The following is a 19726-nucleotide window of genomic DNA, read 5'->3' as shown; positions in this document are numbered from 1 at the left end:
GCCAACAATTTTTGCCGCTTAAAACGGCGTTAGGTGAAACCGGAATGCTTACCTTTGGATTGAAGAAAAAAGATATAGCATGTTGTTTGCTCTGTTACAGTGAAGCTGAATATGTATTTTCTAAGAGCGTGTGGAACGCGGCTTTGCATATTCTAGTCGTTGCTTATATCGTGGCTTTTTTCTCTGCTATACTTTTTGCCCCATCAGCGTTATATAAAATCATCGCCTTTTTAGTCACTTCAGCATTAGGTATTTTCACTAAGCTTCTCATGGATGTAGAGCTGAAATGTAAAAAGTGCGGTAATTCTCTACTCATCAAACCATAGGTTGTGTTAGCTTTTCACCTAACAATCAAATGTTGGGGACACAAACACGCGGGCTCTGCTTCGCAGTATGAATAAAGGGGTCAGAGTACTTTAACGACTAAAAATGCACTCTACCCTATTCGTTATAGATAAACTTAACTAAAGCTAATTCCCAAATACTTATAAAACTATTCTTTCACCGGTTTCAGTTAGCCGATAAAACTTACCCTTTTCAATCAACAATCCCTCAGAATGTTTTGTTGGAAAGCTTCCGCGATAATCATCAGGATGTTTCACATCAATCGCATACACGTGGCCATCAAACTGTTTATTCACCTTAAACTGTAAGGTATGCCCAACCGTTACTGATAGTGCGTCGAACTTATCTAATGTTTTCTGTACAGAGGTATAACTTACATCATCTTTGAAATACCCTCGATACCACGCCAGACCCCTCTCTGTTGAAATTAACGCTTCCGTTACCTTGTCTGCCACACCGGGAAAATACATTTGTCGGTAATAGGCTTTAGCTTTGGCGTTTATCTGTTGCAAACTTAAATCAAGGTTCGCGATATCTTCATGAATACCGCCATGTACAAACAAATGGCCGTCTATTTTTTCAATAGTATTTTTACTGGCAAGCCAACGCCCTATGTACGAATTGTGGCTAAATAAATCGGCCTGGGTTTTGCCAAGCAACCCCGCAATGGGAATATACTTATTAGCCGCAGATTTAAAATTGCCTTGAAGGTTTTTAAGCTCGTGATTGCCAATAATGTAATGCACCACCCCACCCGCTGTTTGGGCTTCTTGCTCTAGCTTATAAATGAACCAGAGCAATTGGGTAGTAGAAAACCCTCTGTCTACCATGTCGCCCACTAGCACTAAATGGCCTTCACCAAATTGCCACTCAAGGTTTTCATTAATGACGTTATGGGTAATAAGGAAATCACGGAAGGTTTTGTAATTCCCCTCTAAGTCGGATATTGCCAAAATAGGTGCGTTGCTTTCATATACCGACGCTGTATTGGTGTGCAGTGCGTTTAATGGCTTTAAATTGAAAGTAAACGTGGCATCTTCTAAAGCAAAATAAACCTCAAGGGGCTCTGCTGTCTTTTCTGTTAAAGACACGTGGCGTTTTTCTATAAAGAAGTTATCTTCTCGGCTTCCCCGAATGTAATTTATTTCAACAGAAGTATCCCCATTACCAGAGCCTTTAACATCTGCGCCTGCTACATCAGAGCCTGTAACATCAAAACTTATGGGCGTTTCATCCTTGAAAAAGACAAACGGTCCTTCCCCACCTACTTTATAGGCCAATGGCGCATCGCCCATATTGATAGACCCATGCTGGCTTATTAAGACACCCACCCCAATAACCGCCAATACAAAAGAAACAAGCAGAAAATGCCCTAGTGATTTGGCTAAACGTTTCGCTGCACGCTTAAGCATACTGATAGCCAATAGCAAACCGTTTAAGCAAAGCCAGAATGCGATAAGTAAGTAAGCTAATCGCATAGGCACTTACTAAGGCCACCGGCGTTATCCACAAACCTGTGATAGTAGTGTCGCTATGCGCCAGTATGGGGTTACTTAAAAAACCAATAGCAACAGAGTTCCCCTCAGCCTCTACCCAAAAAGCAATACCATTGGGCAACAATAGGTTTGCAAATGCTAATAGAACCAACGCTAAACCTGTACCATAGCCAAAGACTAACATGCCCCAGTACAAGGTTTTCGACAGCCCCTTAGTGACCGATGCTAATGGACGAAATCCTTTTGGTGGCGGCGTACCTTGTTGAATATGACTTACGTAGTCTTCGGCAAGAACCCTAGGCGCACCAAGGCCAGCTAAGATACCTTCAATATCGGCGTCTTTTCCGGCCATTTCCTGTTGATCGATAACGTCATAAATATGAGATTCAATTTCTTTAATCACTTCAGCCGCATCTTCAGAACTTAACGAGGCCAAGTAGCGGTTAAAGCTTTTTAGGTAGTTGCTTATTTGTTCCCTTCCACTCATTGTGCTTATCCTTTTCTTTTTCCTGTTTCTTTGCCGTTGTCTGTGCTGTTATTCGCGCCACTTTTTGAGTCTGCTAACAACGATTCCATATCAACTACCGAACGCTTCCACCGCGCGCGCAGAATATGTAATCGTTCAAGACCGCTTTCTGTTAATGAGTAATACTTGCGTGGGCGCACTTCACCCTCTTGGTGCCATTTTGCATTAAGTACCCCTTCGCGCTTAAGCCTATCTAGCAGTGGGTAAAGCGTACCTTCACTAATCACCATGGTTTCAAAACCATGCAGATAATTAAGGATCGCCAGCCCGTACTTTTCTTCACCCGCAACGGCCGCAAGCACCGCCAGCTCTAAAGTACCTTTGCGTAGTTGAGCATCCCACTTCGCGCTTTGATTTGCAGTTTCTGTCATGACCTTCCAGCTAGGTTAAACTTATTACTATGTAATACATAGTATAATTTATAGCATAGTAAACAACCAAAATACAACTTACGCTTTTAACGGTTCGTTTTGGTCTTTCAATTTGTGAGCGAAGAGCACCAATTTAATTTGTTGTTTAATTTTGATGAGTTGGAGGGTAATCTGAATTTATTGATTAAAGGATTGAACTCAGAATGATGTGTTTAAACGGATCGGTTTAGAGGTCTAGTTGAGGTAAAGTCGTCACCCAACACTTTTCTGATATGGCAGAGAACGGATACGATAAAGCACCATTAGAAGTCGAAGCTTCTGAAGCAAATAATAAATACAGCGCGAGTTGGTAGTCAGGTAGGTTGTGGCGAAGTTAACGCACTGCTCACTACTTATGCGCGACGGCTGAAGCTTGGCTCAGTCTCTATTCGCAACATAAAATTTTAGCCAAGCGTTATCACCCGTAATTGAAAAATTATGTACTTAAATACAATCTTAGGAAATATTCAGTATGTCTACATGGAATAAAATTGCGACCTGGTCAATGTTAGTTATTGCTCTCGCAGTTTTTATAGCAGCTGCATTTGTGCTTGGTTCAACAATTGGCACTATGTATGTACTAGGGTCATTTGAACTATCTATCCTTGAAGTCGGAATCATTTGTGGTGGAATAACATCTATATCTGTTTTTGTACGCTGCGTTAAACAACTGAAAAGTAACTCTGAATTAGCAAGTACATAAGCAAAAAAGTACCCAACGCTGCGCGCTTTGGCATTTACTAAACAAGCAGGATGCTAGAACTACAAGGAGTTATGGATGAGAAAATTAGTTTCATTATCAATTCTAAGCGTTTTTTTGATGTCTTGTGCATCGCATAAGCCCAACGAAGCTACCCAAGCTTTTGCTGAAGAACCAATTCGGTACTTAGATTTAACCGCAGACAGTAAAAAGAATTTAACCGAAAGATATTGGGTAGTAACAAAAAGTGCAGACCCTAAGTACCCCGTTGATGCCGCTAGAAGAGGCTTGTCTGGCTGTGTTGATTTTATTGTAGCAATTGATAGTAACGGAACACTAGGTGGGTTTAAAATTAAAAAGTCATACCCTGAAGGCGTATTTGACAAATCTGCGGCAACAGCATTAAACAGGTGGAAGTGGTCAGCGTCAGAAGACAATATTGAAAACGCACCGGTACTAACCACAATCCAATTGAACTTTATGGTTAGCAATTCTAAAAATAAAGCTGAAACAGAAAAGCAATGCAACTTTTCTCATATATGAACAAGTAGTTTAAATATTAAGAACCACTTACCCATTTAAACTAAGGAACATAGGATGTTTTCAAATTTACGCGCAAAATTTGCGTCAGTCATGTATGTACAAATTTGGGAGCACCGATTAAAAGTCACTGATACTGCAACGCGCGAATCTTTTGATGATTACCCCGCTATAGTCATTAAAACTAACGATAAAGGTGCGAAGCTGATTTCAGGTGTTGGTAAAGAAGCGAGTGAGAGGCTTCAACATAATGAAATTGCCATTAATCCATTTTCCCACCCTAGAGTGCTTTTTTCAGATTTCTATGTAGGCGAAAAATTACTGCAACACACGTTTAGACATTTAGGTAATAGTAAAATGCTACGGCCATGACCTAAGGTTATTATCCACCCGATGGAAAAAACTGAAGGTGGCCTCACTATGATTGAAAAGCGAGCGTTCAAAGAGTTAGCGATTGGTGCAGGTGCAATAGCAGTAAAGATTTATACCGGCTCCGCATTAAGTCTAGAAAAAATAAACTTTGACGAACTAGAAGATGACGATAAACCTACAATTCAAAGTAGTTCACCACCATCAAAGTTGACTAGCTATGGCGTATTTGTCTTTTACCTTGTAATGTTAACTTTAGCTGTTTGGTATTTAGGCAAATGAACTAGATTAATTGGACCAGAGCGGATTGGGATACTTTGATTTTTATTAATTAACACTTATCCCATTCACTAAAGGAAAATGACAACCGGATGCAATATCTCTATTTAGTAGCAATACTTACAACACTAGTTACTTTCTTATTGTTCCGCTCGCCACGCCTGAATAGTCCTGAGCATGTCTTGCAAGAAATCGGGGATGAAGTCCTAATTCTTCATACCCCCTTGGCAAGGCTTTGGCCGTCTCAGGGTAAGCGAATAAGCAAACAAAGCGCAGCACGTATTCAAAAAGCTGGCAGCATTATTACGGTATTTAATCAAAGTTCAAATGCCATTGATATCAACCTTTTGAAAAGATACTCTGCTCAAGTTTTTGAGCGTGCTTGTGTATTATTTCCAAATACTGAGAAAGTCGTTATTTAGTGGCTTAAAAATATATTAAGCTCTATAAAGAGGGCCGAAAAAAGTAGATTGTAGGGTCAAAGTATTTTAAACCGGAAAACAGGACGGGAGACTTTGATAGATTACCTTGGCATTTAAAAAGTACTTGAACCCCATTATTAGTCGATGAGGGTATCATCCCTCAAGCTTGCTTGTTGGTGATGGATGGGTAAGGTTTTGCCATATAGTTGCATAGTGCGCTCTACGTTACCTACCATGCTCGGCTCTTCTACATACGAAAATATGGCCACGTATCTGGGTGTATTTCCTTTTAACGGTGTTACTCGGTGCAAAGAGTAGCGCCCTTTAAATAATTGCAGGTCGCCCGGTTTAAGCTTAAGGTTTACTACTCGATTTGAAGTACCTGATAGCACCTTTGAAACTTCTTCGAAATTTTCACATTCTGTGGTTCTTATCATTGGCGCATACTCGAAATCTCCACCCTCATCGGCGTTTTGAAGCGCCAGTGTCACCGTAAAGTTGTTGGTATCGAAGTGCCATGGAAAACCATTCCCTTCTGTGGCCATATTTACAATTACATCTGCTAATGGGTCGGCGTAGCGAAAAAAACGGTCTTCAGGTATTTGCAAACAACCCCGTATAAAGGCATCGAAACCATTGCAGTCAAAAACGGTACGTAAAGGTGCTTGCTCAAGAAAATTGTCCGCGCTAATAAAAGCACTTGATCGCTCGTAAAATTTTCGCCTAGGGTCATCAGCATTCAGTGATGTATCTTCTGCAGTAAAATACGGGTTGGTGCGAGAATAGCTATGATGTCCATGTGCAGCAACGCTATCTGCTTCGTGAATACAAGCCGCGATGCCTTCTGGCGTAAGAAAATTTTTTAACACTGCGCAGCCATGTTGGTTTAATTCAGCGCTTATTTGCGCAATTAAATCTTTTCTATCTTTACCTATTATACCAATAGGATAACGCGTTAAATTTATCAATCTGTCAGGGTCAAGTGCCATTTTCATTCTTAATTTCGTTGATACCCGAAACGACACCTTGGTGAAGAAGTACACCTAGTATTGGGTAAGTTTTCTATAGAAAAAGTATATGAGAATGAAGCAATGACAGATAATCAATCCCGACATGATTTATTCAAAAGACGTCGTAATGAAAACAAACTAAATTACGTGAAGCTTGCATAAGGCATGATGACTCTAGGGGCCCTGAGGTTTTAGTGCTCCTAAGGTTTAAATGCTCACTATCAAATTATGCTATGCCGCAACGCAGTTAAGAAAATGATGGCACAAGAAGGGTTGGATTTGGGTGCTAAATAAAGATACATTCATAGTTCTTAATAAACATCTGCCCAATCTCAAATATAAAGGTAGTAAGACGTTAGTACATTCAGCCTTAATTGTTTGGTAAAGGAGCTCTCATGAAAGTCTCTGTTGAAATAGTAAATGCATTTATTGACGGTGACACAGGTGGAAATTCTGCCGGTGTGGTTTTAGATGCGAACGCTTTAACCGCGCAGCAGAAGCTACACGTGGCGCAAAAAGTGGGGCTTTCTGAGACTGCTTTTGTTTCTCGCTCAGACGTTGCCACTATAAAGCTGGAGTTTTTCACCCCAGTACAGCAAATTGCGCATTGCGGCCATGCCACCATAGCAACGTTTAGCAGAATGAGTGAGCTTGGCTTGGTGCAAAATGGTCGAATGTCGAAAGAGACCGTAGATGGCGTGAGAGAAATAATTATTGATGGTTCAATGGCATTTATGGAGCAGTCTCGGCCAACCTATACCGATGTATTAGATACCGAAGAAGTACGAGCAGCACTTAATCTTCCAAGCGACGTGCCGCTCGACTCAGTAACCATTGTAAATACTGGGAATGCTTTTTTACTTGCTCCACTTCAAAATGCGTCTTCTGTAGCTGAGATACACCCTAATCAAGCCCTTATTAATGAAATAAGCGAACAATACGATTTGATAGGTTTTTATGTGTTTTCAAGAGAAACCGAAGTTGACGGACGTCACGCTGGCGCTAGAATGTTTGCACCACGCTATGGGATAGACGAAGAATCTGCAACCGGCATGGCTGCTGGCCCTTTAGCTTGCTATCTACATGACCGCCAAGGACTCGAAGATACGACGTTACAGATTGAGCAAGGCCATTTAATGAACCGACCTTCGCCCAGCGTAATAAATGTTAATTTACAGTTGGTTAATGGTAGCATCAGTCGTTTAATGGCTGGTGGCGTTGGCCGCTCCATTCGACAGGTTGAAATAGAAATTTAGTAGCAGAGCAATGTTTGTGCATATTGGTGTATAACCCTCATTGCTTTTAACGAGTTTCAAGGAAGAAAAAAGCATGTTTGATTTATTGTCATATACAGGAATAATCGCTTCAATATGGATTGTAGTGGGTATTTACATTGCGTCGTTATATTACCCAAACTACAGTCACACTAGGCAATTTTGTAGCGAACTTGGCGCCTTTGGTAGCCCAACACAAAGGCTATCACCCGCTATCAACAATTACCCATTAGGGCTTTTATTTGTTCTATTTGGTTACTATCTAATAGCAGCTAATTCTTCGAATCTTCTTTCCACAAGTCTCAATACCACAATTATAGGCATAATGGTTATTGTTCATGGTGTGTGTACGTGGGTATGTGGCTTTTTCCCAATGGATGCAGATCCTTACACCCCCACTCCAACAGCAAGTTGCAAAATTCATACGTGGTCAGGGTTAATTATGCTCATTTCGTTTATTGTCGCGCCTGCCATTGTGATGCTTTCCAGCGTCTACCCAATAGCACTGCGCTTATTTTCGTTTAACTGCATTCTTGGCTGTTTCTTTTATTCTTATAAATTATCAGGTGCACTAAAAGCTAAAACGCATCCTGGGCTATATCAGCGTTTAAGTTATGGCTTTCAAATACTTTGGCTATTTGTTTATTCGCTCTACTTAATAGGGTAAAAACTAGCATCTAGCCGATAATCTTCAGAAAAATATCGAGAAGACATTATGCTGGCGTCACGCTAACCAATACTTAAACCGTTAGCTCTCATTACTCGTCAGCGCTTTTTCTTTCAACGTGTCATCCATAAGATTTTTAGCCGCTATACAGCTCGCTAACGTGCTTATGACGAACGTCATCTCTCTTGCATTCTCTATTCCAGCAACTAGGTACCAAACACAAAACATGATGGCACTTAAAACAAAGTGTGTTACAACAAACTTTAAATATAGCTTTTTCATAGAATTATCAATCAAGGGCTAAGGACTTGGGGATTAGTGAATAAGCGTCAAAATCACTTTAAGCGATAGAATTTACTTTTTGTACTGAACTGAGTATCGGTTTTAATGCACGAAACCAAATTTTTTGCATAAAAAAACTCGGCACTTAATGCCGAGTTCATGTTATTTACGTAAACGTTTATTCAACGTTTTACACCACGACAAACGCTTTTAGTACGTCACGTTTTTCACTTCAAAACTATTGTTGTTTGATTGTATCTTAGGCGTATTGTTCATAGTGACATTTTCAATCAAAGTAATAGGCTCGCCATTGGTTAAATAAAGCGACATAGGGGCGCTATCAACCCACTTTGAATCGCTAACATGTAGGTTCTGTACACCATGAAAATACATCGAAGCGCCCGTTCTATGGGTAGAACCTTTACCTACATTGTGTAGTGTATTGTCAGTTATAATAACGGCTGGGCCGAAGGTACTTTCATCAAATCCGCCACGGTAAATGGTTACTACTTCTTCTTTAATGTCTTTAAACGTATTACCCGATAGGGTTAAGTTTTCTACACTGTAAACCCCTAAGTCGTCCGTTTCTTTATTTAGCGACAGCACTGCGCCCGTGATGTTTTCCATGTGGGAATTCTTAATATCGATGTAGTCGGCAAAAGTACCAGGGTGCGCTTTAAAGAAGTAGAAGTAGCCGTTAATGTCTAAATCGGTCACTTTCACGTTTTCGACCGACAACGCATAGTTAATATTCATAGAAGAACGGCTGGTTCTAATAATGCTATTGCCCAAGATGTGTCTTTACTGGGGTTTGAGGAAATACCCATGGCGGAGTTTTATAAGGTGCCCATTACCGTTATTAAACAGCAACCTTATGAGCTAGGCGGCGAAGCCGCGCGCATGTTAATGAATAAAATTAATAACCCAAAATCGGTGAACACCCGCATGCTGGTGCCCTGCTCTTTGGTGGAGCGTTCATCTTGCGCAGCACCCAAAGCTTAGGCTTTTAAATCTCTCATTTTGAACAAGGCGGCTTAGCCCATCGCACTGAAAATAGTGAAATTTTATTTTCACGTTGCCGCCGCAATCTCGATTAAGTTTGATACAGTATTGCTCATCTACTGAATTTAGTGCATTTATCGATTAACTCCCATGCTTTCATTTATCACCAGTACCCTAGTGCCTGTTTTAATCCTACTTTTAATGGGCTGGGTGTTCTTTCGCATCCGCTGGTTAAATGAAGCCTTTATCGAATCGGGTTCAAAGTTAGTATTCAACGTTGCCCTACCCGCACTCCTGTTTCTATCTATTAGCCAGTCAGACTTTTCAAACGCAGCTAACTTAACCCTTATCGCTATTGGGATAAGTGGCTCGGTACTAATATGCGCGGTATTAATGCTATTAGTGCATTTCACGGTGACCCCTAAAAATGCTCGCGGTGTAGTAGTGCAAGGTGGTTTTAGAGCCAATATGGGGATTATTGGCTTGGCGTATTGCGCAAATACTTACGGGCAAGAAGGCTTAGCGGCGGCATCGGTTTATATGGGCTGTATTACTATTTTGTACAATGTTATGTCGGTGTTTGTACTTAACTTCTATCAGGTCGGTTTTACGGCGCCTATAAACCAAATTAAAGGCATTGCACGCAACCCCCTTATTATTTCGATTGTGGCAGCATTACCATTTTCTTATTTCCAATGGTCGTTACCCGAGGTGGCATTAAGAACTGGCGAATACTTTGCCCAGCTTACCCTGCCCTTGGCACTTATTTGTACTGGCGCGTCGCTGCAGTTTCGTTCTTTTTCTAGCGACCGGTATAACATTGCGTTAGCCACAATAAGTAAATGTATTGTCTACCCCGCCTTACTGGTGGGTATGGCTTATTTAGCAGGCTTTAGAGGCATGGAGCTAGGCATAGTGTTATTACTGTCTATTGCCCCGACAGCCGCAGCCAGTTACGTAATGGTAAGAAACTTAGGTGGCGATCATCGCTTGGCGGCCAGTATCATTGCCCTAAGCACGTTGGTATCGCTTCCTATTACTGCCATTGGTTTCGGCGGCTTGGCCATGCTGGGGCTTGTTTAAGAGTGATAAGTACTAAATAGCGGCGCTAAGCAAACCTTTGCTCATACGAATTTAATCGCGTTATACACTTGTTTACACTTTTCTGGTTGGCAATGTTTAAGATTTGAACCACAATGCAGGTAGTTGTTTCAATTAGCTGGAAAAGTAATCGTGAAAATTGTTCGATTAACCCTTGGTGGCATTCTTTTTATCGGCGGCATTATTTTAACCCTATTACCAGGCTCAATTCTTTTGGTAATAGGTGGTTTGGTATTATTAAGCTACGATTGGCCTCGTGCTCGTGGATGGCTCAAAATAAGTCAAAACATGATGACCTCAAGCGCGAGAAGAATAGACCGCATATTATTAATGCGTAAATTGCGCTAAGCTGTTACTGCGTAATTTGCGCTGTTCCCCCCCTGTCATCGCACATCGTAAACCATTAATCTGAAGTTTCAGTATAACCTTCACAGTCATGTTATTTTTATACGCTAAACTCGTTACGAGTATAGAATTTAACGACACGATTAATAACACCTTATAAAAATCAAAAAAACTTTCATTTATTCAAACAGGCAATGTGAGGTATTCGACTGACCATCGAACACTTACGACAATGGAGACAAGACCATGATTACGTTTACCGTTAACGGTGAAACACGTGAATTTGCGGGCGATCCTACCACTCCCGTACTTTGGTACTTACGTGACGAATTACATCTAACTGGCCCTAAATTTGGCTGCGGCATGGCACAATGTGGCGCTTGCACAGTACATATTAACGGCGTAGCACAGCGCTCTTGCGTATTGCCTGTTTCTGCCGTTTCAGGCAGTAAAATAACCACCATTGAGGGTTTGAGCAAAGACGGTGAACATCCTGTTCAACAAGCATGGGTTGAACATAAGGTTCCTCAATGTGGATACTGTCAGTGCGGCCAAATGATGCAAGCCGCCAGCTTATTAGCAAGCAACCCTACCCCAAGCGATGAAGAAATTGTGCAAGGTATGTCAGGCAATATCTGCCGTTGTGGTACTTACCCCCGTATTCACAAAGCCATAAAGTCAGCAGCAAAAACCATGGCTGGCGTGGAATATTATGTGCCTGATACCCTTGCCTCTGAGACTGCGGGAGAAGAAGCATGAGCAAGTATTTTGACTTAACTCGTCGCAGCTTTTTAAAGTCATCGGCTACCGCGGGCGCCCTTGTTTTAGGCACATACTTTATGGGTGCGGCACCTCGCGCTATGGCTGGTGTGTTAGCTAAACCGTCTGAGTCAGCCAAAATGGCTAACTTATTTGTGTCACTTCGACCCGATGGTATTGTTGAAATTACGTGTCACCGCTCTGAAATGGGTCAACAAATTCGTACCGCACTGGCGCAAATTGTGGCTGATGAGATGGAAGCCTCATGGGATAAAGTGGTGGTTATCCAAGGTAAAGGCGATCCGAAATACGGCGATCAAAATACCGATGGTTCGCGCAGTATTCGTTACAACATGCAGCGTCTTCGTGAAATGGGCGCCAGTGTTCGCCACCTTATGCAGCAAGCAGCTGCAACCCGTTGGGATGTCCCCTTCGATTCTTGTTCAGCAGTACAGCATGTGGTTACCCATACCTCGGGAAAAACCCTTACCTATGCTGAACTGGTAGACGATGCATTAAAAATTACTCCGCCAGAACTCGATCGCATTACCCTAAAAGAACGCAGTGAGTGGCGTTACATCAATACCGCCATGGCGCACATCGATTTAAAAGACATTGTTACCGGCAAAGCGACCTTTGCTGCTGATGTACTTGAGCCTAAAGCATTAATTGCCGTGGTAGTTCGCCCACCTGTTGTTGGCGGAAAAGTAAAAAGCTTCGATGCAAAAGCAGTTAAAGCCATTGATGGCGTGGTAGATGTTGTGGAAATTCCTGCGGCGAAAGGCGCACCACAGTTTCAACCTAAAGGCGGTATTGCCATTATTGCCAACAATACTTGGGCTGCCATCAAAGGCCGCCGCGCCCTTACCGTAAGCTGGGATGATGGTAAAAACGGTGATTATAACTCTGAAGCCTTTAAAGCAAGCTTGCTAGAGACAGTCTCGAAACCACAAAAGTCGGTACGCGCGAAAGGTGATGCAGCCAATGTGCTCGCCAATGCGAGCAACAAACTAGTTGCCGATTACTACGTACCACACTTAGCGCAAGCGCCTATGGAGCCTCCTTGCGCCACGGCAATGTATTATAAAGACCGTGTTGATGTATGGGCTGCTACGCAGAACCCACAGGCCGATATGGAGACTGTGGGTGCCATGATTGGCATGCCAAAAGAGAAAATTAACGTTCATGTCACCATGCTAGGTGGTGGTTTTGGTCGTAAATCGAAACCCGACTTTTCTGCTGAAGCGGCCTACCTTTCAATGAAGACTGGCAAGCCTATTCGCGTGCAATGGACACGTGAAGACGACATTCAGCATGGTTTCTACCATGCTGTATCGGCCCAGCACATTGAAGCCTCTTTAGATGAAGACGGCGGTATTGATGCTTACTTGCACCGTACGGCGTTTTCACCTATTGCGTCTACCTTCCAACAAGACGCTACTACGCCATTTAGCTTCGAGCTTCGTTTAGGCTTTACTGATAATCCTATCAATACCCCTAATATGAAACTTGAAAGTGGTGAAGCGCCAGCAAAAGCGCGTATAGGCTGGATGCGTTCGGTGTCTAATATTTTCCACGCATTCGCTATTCAGTCTTTCATTGCTGAAGCCGCGCACAAAGCCGGGCGCGATCAAAAAGACTACCTGCTAGAAACTATTGGCCCGGATCGCATTGTTGATGTTACTGAGCAAAATGCAGAGTACGACAACTACGGCGCCGATAAAGACGCTTATCCGCTCGATATAGGTCGCCTACGTAAGGCGATTGAGAAAGTGGCTGACATGAGTGGCTGGGGCCGGGAGTTACCAAAAGGTAGAGGCCTTGGTATTGCAGCGCACAGAAGCTTCTTAACCTATGTAGCTACTGTGGTTGAAGTAGAAGTGTCTGATGCAGGCGACCTTAAGATTATCAAATCGTGGGCCAGCATTGATGCAGGTACTGTGGTAAATACCGACACGGTGAAAAACCAGGTACAAGGTGGTTCTATCTTCGGTATTACTGCCGCCATTAGTGACGGTATCACCTTTGATAAAGGCCGTGCTCAGCAAAGTAACTTCCATGACTACCGCGTGCCGCGAATGAGTGATGCGCCGATAGAAATCGACGTTGAGATTATCCCAAGCGATGCACCACCAGCGGGTGTGGGTGAGCCAGCAACGCCGGTTTATGCGCCTGCCTTGTGTAACGCCATTTTTGCTGCTTGCGGTAAGCGCATAAGACAATTACCTATTGGTAACCAGTTAAAAGCCTAAGACGGGCTTATGCTGGTTTAAGGCTAATAGTTTGGTACAGGCGCGATAAAACACAAAAAAGACGTACTAAAAAAGCCCCTTAGATTTTTCAATCTAAGGGGCTTTTTAATGTTTAGGCTTTAATAAATAGCGCATTGAGCGGTTAGCTAGGTTTGCTTATTGGGCAATTCATGCTGTATGCATGAACTGCCTGCAAACTATTTAGCGTCGCTAGTTGGCCTCTTTAGTAACCCTCTTTAGTTACCTTCTTGAGCAAAAAATTTGCGCCAAACAGATTAGCCGTGCTTTTCAGCAAGGTACAACCAGGTTTCAACTACCGTATCTGGGTTAAGCGATACTGAATCGATACCTTCTTCTACCAACCAGGCTGCAAAGTCTTCGTGATCTGATGGGCCTTGACCACAAATACCAACGTATTTGCCACGTTTCTTCGCCGCTTGAATAGCCATTGATAACAAGGCTTTCACCGCAGGATCTCGTTCGTCAAACAAGTGAGCAATAACGCCACTGTCACGGTCTAACCCAAGGGTTAACTGAGTTAAATCGTTTGAACCAATCGAGAAGCCATCGAAAATATCTAAGAACTGGTCAGCTAGTAAGGCATTTGAAGGTAATTCACACATCATGATAACGCGCAAACCGTCTTCGCCTTTCTTAAGCCCCTGCTCTTCTAATAGCTCGATAACCTTGCGGCCTTCTTCAAGGGTACGTACGAAGGGGATCATGATCTCAACGTTGGTTAAGCCCATGTTGTTACGAACCCGTTTAATTGCTTCGCATTCTAGCGCGAAACAGTCGCGGAAATCTTCCGAGATATAACGGCTCGCACCACGGAAACCAAGCATTGGGTTTTCTTCATCTGGCTCGTACTGGTAGCCGCCAACTAAGTTGTAGTATTCGTTAGACTTAAAGTCAGACATACGAACAATCACTTTTTCAGGCGAGAACGCAGCACCGATGGTAGAAATACCCTCAACCAATTTTTCAATATAGAACTCGGTAGGCGACTCGTAACCAGCCATCATGTCGCCAATTTCTTCTTTAAGCTCAGCAGGCTGGCTATCGAAGTTAAGTAGCGCTTTAGGATGTACACCAATCATACGGTTAATAATGAACTCTAAACGCGCAAGACCAACACCTGCGTTAGGCAAACGCGCAAAGTCAAATGCACGGTCTGGGTTACCCACGTTCATCATCACTTTTAATGGTAAATCAGGCATAGAGTCGATACGCGACGTAACAACGTCAAACTCTAGTTCTGCACCATAGATGTAACCTGTATCACCTTCCGCACATGACACGGTAATTTTATCGCCGTTCTCGATGCTGTCAGTGGCGTTTCCGCACCCTACCACCGCTGGGATACCTAACTCACGAGCAATAATGGCTGCGTGGCATGTACGGCCGCCTCGGTTAGTAACAATGGCAGACGCCTTTTTCATGATAGGTTCCCAATCTGGGTCTGTCATGTCAGTCACTAGCACATCACCGGCTTGAATCTTGTCCATTTCTTCAATAGAGCCAAGTACTTTCGCTACGCCTGCACCGATTTTGTGACCAATGGCGCGGCCTTCACATACGATATTGCTTTGGCCTTTAAGTTGGAAACGCTCAATGCTTTGTGAATCTTCACGGCTTCGAACCGTTTCAGGGCGCGCTTGAACAATATAAAGCTTGCCGTCTACGCCATCTTTAGCCCATTCGATATCCATAGGACGATCATAGTGCTTTTCAATAACTTGCGCTTGCTTCGCCAGCTCCATGACTTCTTCGTCGTTCAACGAGAAGGCTTTGCTTTCGGTGCTGTCAATATCAACGATAGACACTTGTTTGCCGTGTGCTTCATCGTCAGAGTAAATCATTTTAACTAGCTTGCTGCCTAGGTTACGGCGAACAATGGCTGGAAGCCCTTTATCAAGCGTTGGTTTGTGTACGTAAAATTCATCTGGGTTTACCGCACCCTGTACGACCATTTCACCTAAGCCGTATGAACTGGTAATGAATACCACGTCTTCAAAGCCCGACTCAGTGTCGATAGTGAACATAACGCCCGACGAAGAAATATCACTTCGTACCATGCGTTGAATACCCGCAGACAATGCTACGCCTTTATGGTCATAGCCTTGGTGTACACGATAAGAAATAGCACGGTCGTTAAATAGCGAGGCGAATACGTGTTTGATGGCAACTAATACAGACTCGTAACCTTTCACGTTTAGGAAAGTTTCTTGCTGACCGGCAAACGAAGCATCTGGCATGTCTTCTGCGGTAGCTGATGAACGAACCGCAAATGATGCTTCATCACCTGCATCACCCTGCAATTTCACAAACGCTTCTTTAATTGCTTCTTCTAGTTCAGGTTGAAACGGCGTGTCGATGATCCATTGACGAATATCTTTGCCCGCTTCGTTAAGCGCACTAATATCTTCAACATCAAGTGTATCTAGTACGTTATGAATTTTTGCTTCTAGGCCACTTTGTTCTAGAAATTCATTAAAAGCCTCTGCAGTTGTGGCGAAACCTCCCGGTACTTGTACACCGGCGTTAGCTAGGTTAGAAATCATCTCGCCTAAAGATGCATTTTTGCCGCCAACGCGACCTACATCATGCATGCCCAGTTCTTGATACCAAAGTACGAATTCTTTCACTGCCGAAGCCTCCAGCTTATTTTTGAGTAGGGTATAAGCAATGGCGGGCCACATGCCCAACATTGGTAAAATACGTGTCGACTGCGTATATCCAAACGCGCTTAATGCTTATTAATATTAACGAGTACCAAGTAAAGCAGGCTTGCGTTACATCAAGTCATCATTAATAACCATATAGCTTTTCGACGAAATCATCTTAGAATGGGGGAAATCGGAAAGTAAACTCTTTATTACTTTTGTAATAAAATTACGACAATGTTAAGGATTTGTTGTGCGCACAGCTTTTTATATTTCAGATGGTACCGCCATTACCGCAGAGGTGTTTGGCCACGCCCTGCTGTCTTTGTTCCCTGTTGAATTCAATCACAATACCATTCCTTTTGTTGAAACTGAGGAAGAAGCCAATAAGGTTTTAGATAAAATATCTGAAAGTTTTCAAGACACAGGAGAAAGGCCGCTCGTTTTTTATACAATTGTGAATGTAGATGTTCGCAAGATAATTTCAAAATCGGTCGGTATTAACTACAATTTCCTCGATCAATTCGTCGCTCCTCTTGAAAAAGTGCTTGGCGTGCCCTCAAAACCAGAAAAACATCGTACTCACAGCATTCATGAAACCACGTACGATATTCGTATTGAAGCGGTTAACTATGCCTTAGCCAACGATGACGGTTCTAACCTGAAAGATTACGACGAGGCCGACATTATTTTGGTGGGCGTATCGCGCTCGGGTAAAACCCCCACCAGCTTATACTTAGCCCTTCAGTTTGGTATTAAAGCGGCAAACTACCCGTTTACCGAGGATGACATGGGCGACATGCTTAAATTGCCCACGGCCCTTCGCCGTTACAAAGACAAACTTTTTGGCTTAACGATTCAGCCAGAACGACTACATCAAATCCGTTCTGAACGAAAAGCGAATAGCCGCTACGCGTCGTTACAACAGTGCAGAATGGAATTACGAGAAGTAGAGAACTTGTATCGAAAGGAAAAAATTCCGTTTTTAAATAGCACCAAATATTCCATTGAAGAGATCTCTGCGAAAATCTTAGCTGAGACAGGGTTAAAACGTAGAAAGTATTAAGGTAGAAAGCACTAAGCTAGCACCTTACTTCACTTCACTACCCAGCTTATTGATGCCAGCCTGCTATGAGGCTGGCCCAGTAACTGGGTAAATGCTGGCTGAATAAAACAACGCTATGCGTTGGCGGGCAGTTTTTCCAGCTTTGTTATTTGTGATTCATTCATTATAAATGCTTCGAGGCCAACAAGCCCTGCAATGGTTTGGGCAGAAGTTTTCGCGCTTTTGCCGTAATAACGGCTTCATTCTTTTGCCATTGCACACCAAGGTAAATGACGAACAGCCCCAATAACGACAACACAATAGGAAACAGCCAGCTCTCTTTGAATACGTTGAAGGCTAAGTAGCCGACATACCCAGAGCAACCTAAAGCGCCAAACACCACAAATACACGGCGCACTATCAGCACACCAATAAATATCATTATTAAATTAATGAGAAAGTAGAAAAACTTGTCGAGTTCATTGTCAGAACTCTGCAGAGACAGACCGCCCCAAAAGGATATAACGCCAAAAAGGTAAATCCAAAAGGAATAATCCGCTTTATTGGTAGCGCGAATATCTACCCAGAATGCCAGCCCTACCATCAATAGCCCAGTGTACATGGACACTAGTTTTCTTAGCTCCCAACTATAGTCACCACCAGACAACATAACCGAGACATCCATGGTTAAATACCAAAGCGTAACGGCAACTGGCATAACTAAAAATGGATATTTATATTTCCAAGCCATCACTACGCCCATCGCTAATGTACCAAGCTCCATATACAGCCAATGCCATTCTATGTACCTATAGTACTCCTGATAGGTGCTATCATCGGGCCACACTCCTAAAGCTTTTTGTAATCCGTAAATGGCCAAAGGCGTTAGGGCAACCACAAAGGCTGCGCACAAACCTGCTGGTATGAATAACGCTTTAGCCCCAAAAGCGTGGGTTAACTTAAGACCAATAGCGGCATACAGCAGGCAGATAAAAACGAGACCAATACCACCAAATGACTCCCAACCTAAGTTCATAAACAGTGACATTGCACCAATGGCAATTAACCCACCTAGGTAATACAACACGTGGGTGAAATCGAACTTCGCCGTGGTATTAGTTTGCTGGTTTAAAAACGCAATCAATTGTTCAGACTGCTCAGATGAAAGAATATTGGCGCTTACTGCGTCTTTAAGGTTTTGCTTGGTGACGTTCAATCTGCACTCCTTGGCATCGATTTACCGCACCGTCATTTTTCTAAATAACACAACGCCTAGTAAAATTAAGCAATAAAAGTTTAGTGAGCCACCGCTGTAGCCTTCTCTGTGTTCAACATTTGCAATTTTTTCTTCTTTTACTCTGGTTTTAAATCGCGCCAGTTCGGCATCTAGGTTGGTAGACATATCATCAACCGCAATACCAAAACCTTCTAATGATTTTTCGGCCAGCGTATCGTCAATACCTACCGCGGTGGTGCGTTTCTCAAGTTTGCTTACACCGGGGGCTCTAAAAAGCATCTTTTTACTTTTGATATCGAATACAGCTGTATCAACAAAGGTCTGTACCGTATTTTCGTTACCAGGAATTACGTACATACCTACAATGGTCCAATACAGTAATGCCGCGTTATTTTCGAGTGACTGAGTTACTTGGTCGTAAGACACTAACGCCATTACATCAACGTCATATAAACGCCCTACTTGTTCCAACGTAGCAAACCCTTCTCCACCGCTTAAATACTCACTAGGAATAATTTCAATGCGATCGATATATTCGTATTGAAGAAAAGACTGCTTCACGTTTTCAAGAAGCTCCACTTGGTCTTTCCCATGTAGTCCATCTCGTTGCCAATTACTTGAAGGGACAAATGCAAGCCCAACCTTTACCGGTAATTGTAAGGTGGGAATTTCAGGTTGGTGCTTAACACGGCTTTCTTCATCAGGGTAAAGAAAATCCATCAAACTACTAGATTGAGCTTGTTTACCTGTATTGTTACTTACTATTGCACTGCATGCGGTAAGTAACATTGCCCCAAACATGGCTCCTAACATTGTTATTAATATTTTTGTTTTCATTTTCATCGACAACCCTTTATGCACTACTCAAACCACGTTATAAGCTAATCGCTGCCTATCGTGTACTTCATCAACATTCGTGCTTCAAATTACCCAGTATCTCAAACAAATACAATACGGGCGCGAACTCACCTAATGTAGTTGTAATCTCAGTTGTAGGTA

The 19726-nt window shown here is 42.8% G+C and carries 22 protein-coding genes; 14 read left to right on the top strand and 8 right to left on the bottom strand.

Annotated features, from left to right (window positions below):
• Positions 1–44 precede the first annotated feature (44 nt).
• Positions 45–326: a hypothetical protein gene (locus J8L84_RS11070; protein ID WP_211070752.1), complete on the top strand. Its 282-nt coding sequence runs from the start codon at positions 45–47 to the stop codon at positions 324–326.
• Between the two features lie 159 nt (positions 327–485).
• Here the strand turns inward: J8L84_RS11070 and J8L84_RS11065 are convergent, their stop codons facing one another.
• From J8L84_RS11065 to J8L84_RS11055, 3 genes are read right to left on the bottom strand one after another with little or no spacing between them, the layout of a single operon-like run.
• Positions 486–1757: a metallophosphoesterase gene (locus tag J8L84_RS11065; protein WP_211070751.1), complete on the bottom strand. Its 1272-nt coding sequence runs from the start codon at positions 1755–1757 to the stop codon at positions 486–488.
• Entirely contained in the window at positions 1750–2328 is a 579-nt protein-coding gene (locus tag J8L84_RS11060) for a hypothetical protein (RefSeq protein ID WP_211070750.1), read from the bottom strand. Before J8L84_RS11060 ends, J8L84_RS11065 begins: the two co-directional genes overlap by 8 nt.
• A 5-nt stretch (positions 2329–2333) precedes the next feature.
• The gene (locus J8L84_RS11055) at positions 2334–2738 is read right to left on the bottom strand and encodes a PadR family transcriptional regulator (protein WP_211070749.1); all 405 of its coding nucleotides are present in this window, start codon (positions 2736–2738) and stop codon (positions 2334–2336) included.
• A gap of 511 nt (positions 2739–3249) precedes the next feature.
• On the opposite strand from J8L84_RS11055, the gene J8L84_RS11050 reads away from it, so the two are divergent.
• The 5 genes from J8L84_RS11050 (at position 3250) to J8L84_RS11035 (ending at position 5087) form a co-directional block, all read left to right on the top strand.
• Positions 3250–3480 carry a hypothetical protein gene (locus tag J8L84_RS11050; protein ID WP_211070748.1) on the top strand — a complete coding sequence of 77 codons (231 nt, stop codon included), beginning with the start codon at positions 3250–3252 and terminating at the stop codon, positions 3478–3480.
• 75 nt (positions 3481–3555) lie between these two features.
• On the top strand, positions 3556–4020 hold the full coding sequence (locus J8L84_RS11045) for an energy transducer TonB (protein ID WP_211070747.1): 465 nt from the start codon (positions 3556–3558) through the stop codon (positions 4018–4020).
• Positions 4021–4074: 54 nt separating this feature from the next.
• A complete protein-coding gene (locus J8L84_RS20460) occupies positions 4075–4389 on the top strand; it encodes a rod shape-determining protein MreB (protein ID WP_247670718.1) in 315 nt (104 codons plus the stop codon).
• Positions 4390–4410: 21 nt separating this feature from the next.
• A complete protein-coding gene (locus J8L84_RS20455; protein WP_247670717.1) occupies positions 4411–4668 on the top strand; it encodes a hypothetical protein in 258 nt (85 codons plus the stop codon).
• 89 nt (positions 4669–4757) lie between these two features.
• Positions 4758–5087 (top strand): hypothetical protein, encoded by a 330-nt coding sequence (locus tag J8L84_RS11035; RefSeq protein ID WP_211070746.1) that lies wholly within the window; start codon positions 4758–4760, stop codon positions 5085–5087.
• A gap of 137 nt (positions 5088–5224) precedes the next feature.
• On the opposite strand, the gene J8L84_RS11030 is transcribed toward J8L84_RS11035, so the two are convergent.
• Positions 5225–6082: a hypothetical protein gene (locus tag J8L84_RS11030; RefSeq protein WP_211070745.1), complete on the bottom strand. Its 858-nt coding sequence runs from the start codon at positions 6080–6082 to the stop codon at positions 5225–5227.
• Between the two features lie 410 nt (positions 6083–6492).
• On the opposite strand from J8L84_RS11030, the gene J8L84_RS11025 reads away from it, so the two are divergent.
• Together J8L84_RS11025 and J8L84_RS11020 are read left to right on the top strand one after the other, a co-directional pair.
• Complete coding sequence (locus J8L84_RS11025) at positions 6493–7353, top strand: PhzF family phenazine biosynthesis protein (protein WP_211070744.1); 861 nt, start codon at positions 6493–6495, stop codon at positions 7351–7353.
• A 73-nt stretch (positions 7354–7426) separates the two neighbouring features.
• Positions 7427–8038: a DUF998 domain-containing protein gene (locus tag J8L84_RS11020; protein WP_211070743.1), complete on the top strand. Its 612-nt coding sequence runs from the start codon at positions 7427–7429 to the stop codon at positions 8036–8038.
• Between the two features lie 492 nt (positions 8039–8530).
• Here the strand turns inward: J8L84_RS11020 and J8L84_RS11015 are convergent, their stop codons facing one another.
• Entirely contained in the window at positions 8531–9076 is a 546-nt protein-coding gene (locus tag J8L84_RS11015) for a hypothetical protein (RefSeq protein WP_247670716.1), read from the bottom strand.
• A gap of 69 nt (positions 9077–9145) precedes the next feature.
• Here J8L84_RS11015 and J8L84_RS11010 point away from each other — a divergent pair, with 69 nt between their 5' ends.
• The 5 genes from J8L84_RS11010 to J8L84_RS10990 all read left to right on the top strand — a co-directional run bounded on the left by J8L84_RS11010 (position 9146) and on the right by J8L84_RS10990 (position 13779).
• Positions 9146–9322: a substrate-binding domain-containing protein gene (locus J8L84_RS11010; RefSeq protein ID WP_247670715.1), complete on the top strand. Its 177-nt coding sequence runs from the start codon at positions 9146–9148 to the stop codon at positions 9320–9322.
• 150 nt (positions 9323–9472) lie between these two features.
• Positions 9473–10405 carry an AEC family transporter gene (locus J8L84_RS11005; RefSeq protein ID WP_211070742.1) on the top strand — a complete coding sequence of 311 codons (933 nt, stop codon included), beginning with the start codon at positions 9473–9475 and terminating at the stop codon, positions 10403–10405.
• 150 nt (positions 10406–10555) lie between these two features.
• Positions 10556–10771 (top strand): tellurium resistance protein TerC, encoded by a 216-nt coding sequence (locus J8L84_RS11000; RefSeq protein ID WP_211070741.1) that lies wholly within the window; start codon positions 10556–10558, stop codon positions 10769–10771.
• A gap of 243 nt (positions 10772–11014) precedes the next feature.
• Positions 11015–11527, top strand: a complete 513-nt coding sequence (locus tag J8L84_RS10995) for a (2Fe-2S)-binding protein (RefSeq protein ID WP_057792336.1) — start codon at positions 11015–11017, stop codon at positions 11525–11527.
• Positions 11524–13779 carry a molybdopterin cofactor-binding domain-containing protein gene (locus tag J8L84_RS10990; protein ID WP_211070740.1) on the top strand — a complete coding sequence of 752 codons (2256 nt, stop codon included), beginning with the start codon at positions 11524–11526 and terminating at the stop codon, positions 13777–13779. Before J8L84_RS10995 ends, J8L84_RS10990 begins: the two co-directional genes overlap by 4 nt.
• Positions 13780–14054: 275 nt before the next feature.
• On the opposite strand, the gene ppsA is transcribed toward J8L84_RS10990, so the two are convergent.
• Entirely contained in the window at positions 14055–16427 is a 2373-nt protein-coding gene (gene ppsA / locus J8L84_RS10985) for a phosphoenolpyruvate synthase (RefSeq protein WP_211070739.1), read from the bottom strand.
• A 271-nt stretch (positions 16428–16698) separates the two neighbouring features.
• Between ppsA and J8L84_RS10980 the strand changes: the two genes are divergently transcribed.
• A complete protein-coding gene (locus tag J8L84_RS10980) occupies positions 16699–17511 on the top strand; it encodes a pyruvate, water dikinase regulatory protein (RefSeq protein ID WP_063458448.1) in 813 nt (270 codons plus the stop codon).
• A gap of 163 nt (positions 17512–17674) precedes the next feature.
• Here J8L84_RS10980 and J8L84_RS10975 read toward each other — a convergent pair whose 3' ends face one another.
• Entirely contained in the window at positions 17675–18706 is a 1032-nt protein-coding gene (locus J8L84_RS10975; RefSeq protein WP_211070738.1) for a DUF2157 domain-containing protein, read from the bottom strand.
• A 21-nt stretch (positions 18707–18727) separates the two neighbouring features.
• Positions 18728–19564 carry a rhombotarget lipoprotein gene (rhlP, locus tag J8L84_RS10970; protein ID WP_211070887.1) on the bottom strand — a complete coding sequence of 279 codons (837 nt, stop codon included), beginning with the start codon at positions 19562–19564 and terminating at the stop codon, positions 18728–18730.
• Between the last annotated feature and the right edge of the window lie 162 nt (positions 19565–19726).

Source organism: Alteromonas sp. MMG017 (assembly GCF_018100795.1).
Lineage (GTDB): Bacteria > Pseudomonadota > Gammaproteobacteria > Enterobacterales > Alteromonadaceae > Alteromonas.
Note: the sequence above shows the minus strand (reverse complement) of the source record. Positions and strands in the feature narration are given on the sequence as shown.

What these genes read in the sequence shown, in the direction of transcription:
- J8L84_RS11065 (WP_211070751.1), bottom strand. Translation starts at nt 1,757, where the DNA reads ATGCTTAAGCGTGCAGCGAAACGTTTAGCCAAATCACTAGGGCATTTT.
- J8L84_RS20460 (WP_247670718.1), top strand. Translation starts at nt 4,075, where the DNA reads ATGTTTTCAAATTTACGCGCAAAATTTGCGTCAGTCATGTATGTACAA.
- J8L84_RS11010 (WP_247670715.1), top strand. Translation starts at nt 9,146, where the DNA reads ATGGCGGAGTTTTATAAGGTGCCCATTACCGTTATTAAACAGCAACCT.
- J8L84_RS11025 (WP_211070744.1), top strand. Translation starts at nt 6,493, where the DNA reads ATGAAAGTCTCTGTTGAAATAGTAAATGCATTTATTGACGGTGACACA.
- J8L84_RS11005 (WP_211070742.1), top strand. Translation starts at nt 9,473, where the DNA reads ATGCTTTCATTTATCACCAGTACCCTAGTGCCTGTTTTAATCCTACTT.
- J8L84_RS11045 (WP_211070747.1), top strand. Translation starts at nt 3,556, where the DNA reads ATGAGAAAATTAGTTTCATTATCAATTCTAAGCGTTTTTTTGATGTCT.
- J8L84_RS11070 (WP_211070752.1), top strand. Translation starts at nt 45, where the DNA reads ATGCTTACCTTTGGATTGAAGAAAAAAGATATAGCATGTTGTTTGCTC.
- J8L84_RS20455 (WP_247670717.1), top strand. Translation starts at nt 4,411, where the DNA reads ATGGAAAAAACTGAAGGTGGCCTCACTATGATTGAAAAGCGAGCGTTC.
- J8L84_RS11030 (WP_211070745.1), bottom strand. Translation starts at nt 6,082, where the DNA reads ATGAAAATGGCACTTGACCCTGACAGATTGATAAATTTAACGCGTTAT.
- J8L84_RS11035 (WP_211070746.1), top strand. Translation starts at nt 4,758, where the DNA reads ATGCAATATCTCTATTTAGTAGCAATACTTACAACACTAGTTACTTTC.
- J8L84_RS11050 (WP_211070748.1), top strand. Translation starts at nt 3,250, where the DNA reads ATGTCTACATGGAATAAAATTGCGACCTGGTCAATGTTAGTTATTGCT.
- J8L84_RS11060 (WP_211070750.1), bottom strand. Translation starts at nt 2,328, where the DNA reads ATGAGTGGAAGGGAACAAATAAGCAACTACCTAAAAAGCTTTAACCGC.
- J8L84_RS11055 (WP_211070749.1), bottom strand. Translation starts at nt 2,738, where the DNA reads ATGACAGAAACTGCAAATCAAAGCGCGAAGTGGGATGCTCAACTACGC.
- J8L84_RS11020 (WP_211070743.1), top strand. Translation starts at nt 7,427, where the DNA reads ATGTTTGATTTATTGTCATATACAGGAATAATCGCTTCAATATGGATT.
- rhlP (WP_211070887.1), bottom strand. Translation starts at nt 19,564, where the DNA reads ATGAAAACAAAAATATTAATAACAATGTTAGGAGCCATGTTTGGGGCA.
- J8L84_RS10990 (WP_211070740.1), top strand. Translation starts at nt 11,524, where the DNA reads ATGAGCAAGTATTTTGACTTAACTCGTCGCAGCTTTTTAAAGTCATCG.
- J8L84_RS10995 (WP_057792336.1), top strand. Translation starts at nt 11,015, where the DNA reads ATGATTACGTTTACCGTTAACGGTGAAACACGTGAATTTGCGGGCGAT.
- J8L84_RS11015 (WP_247670716.1), bottom strand. Translation starts at nt 9,076, where the DNA reads ATGAATATTAACTATGCGTTGTCGGTCGAAAACGTGAAAGTGACCGAT.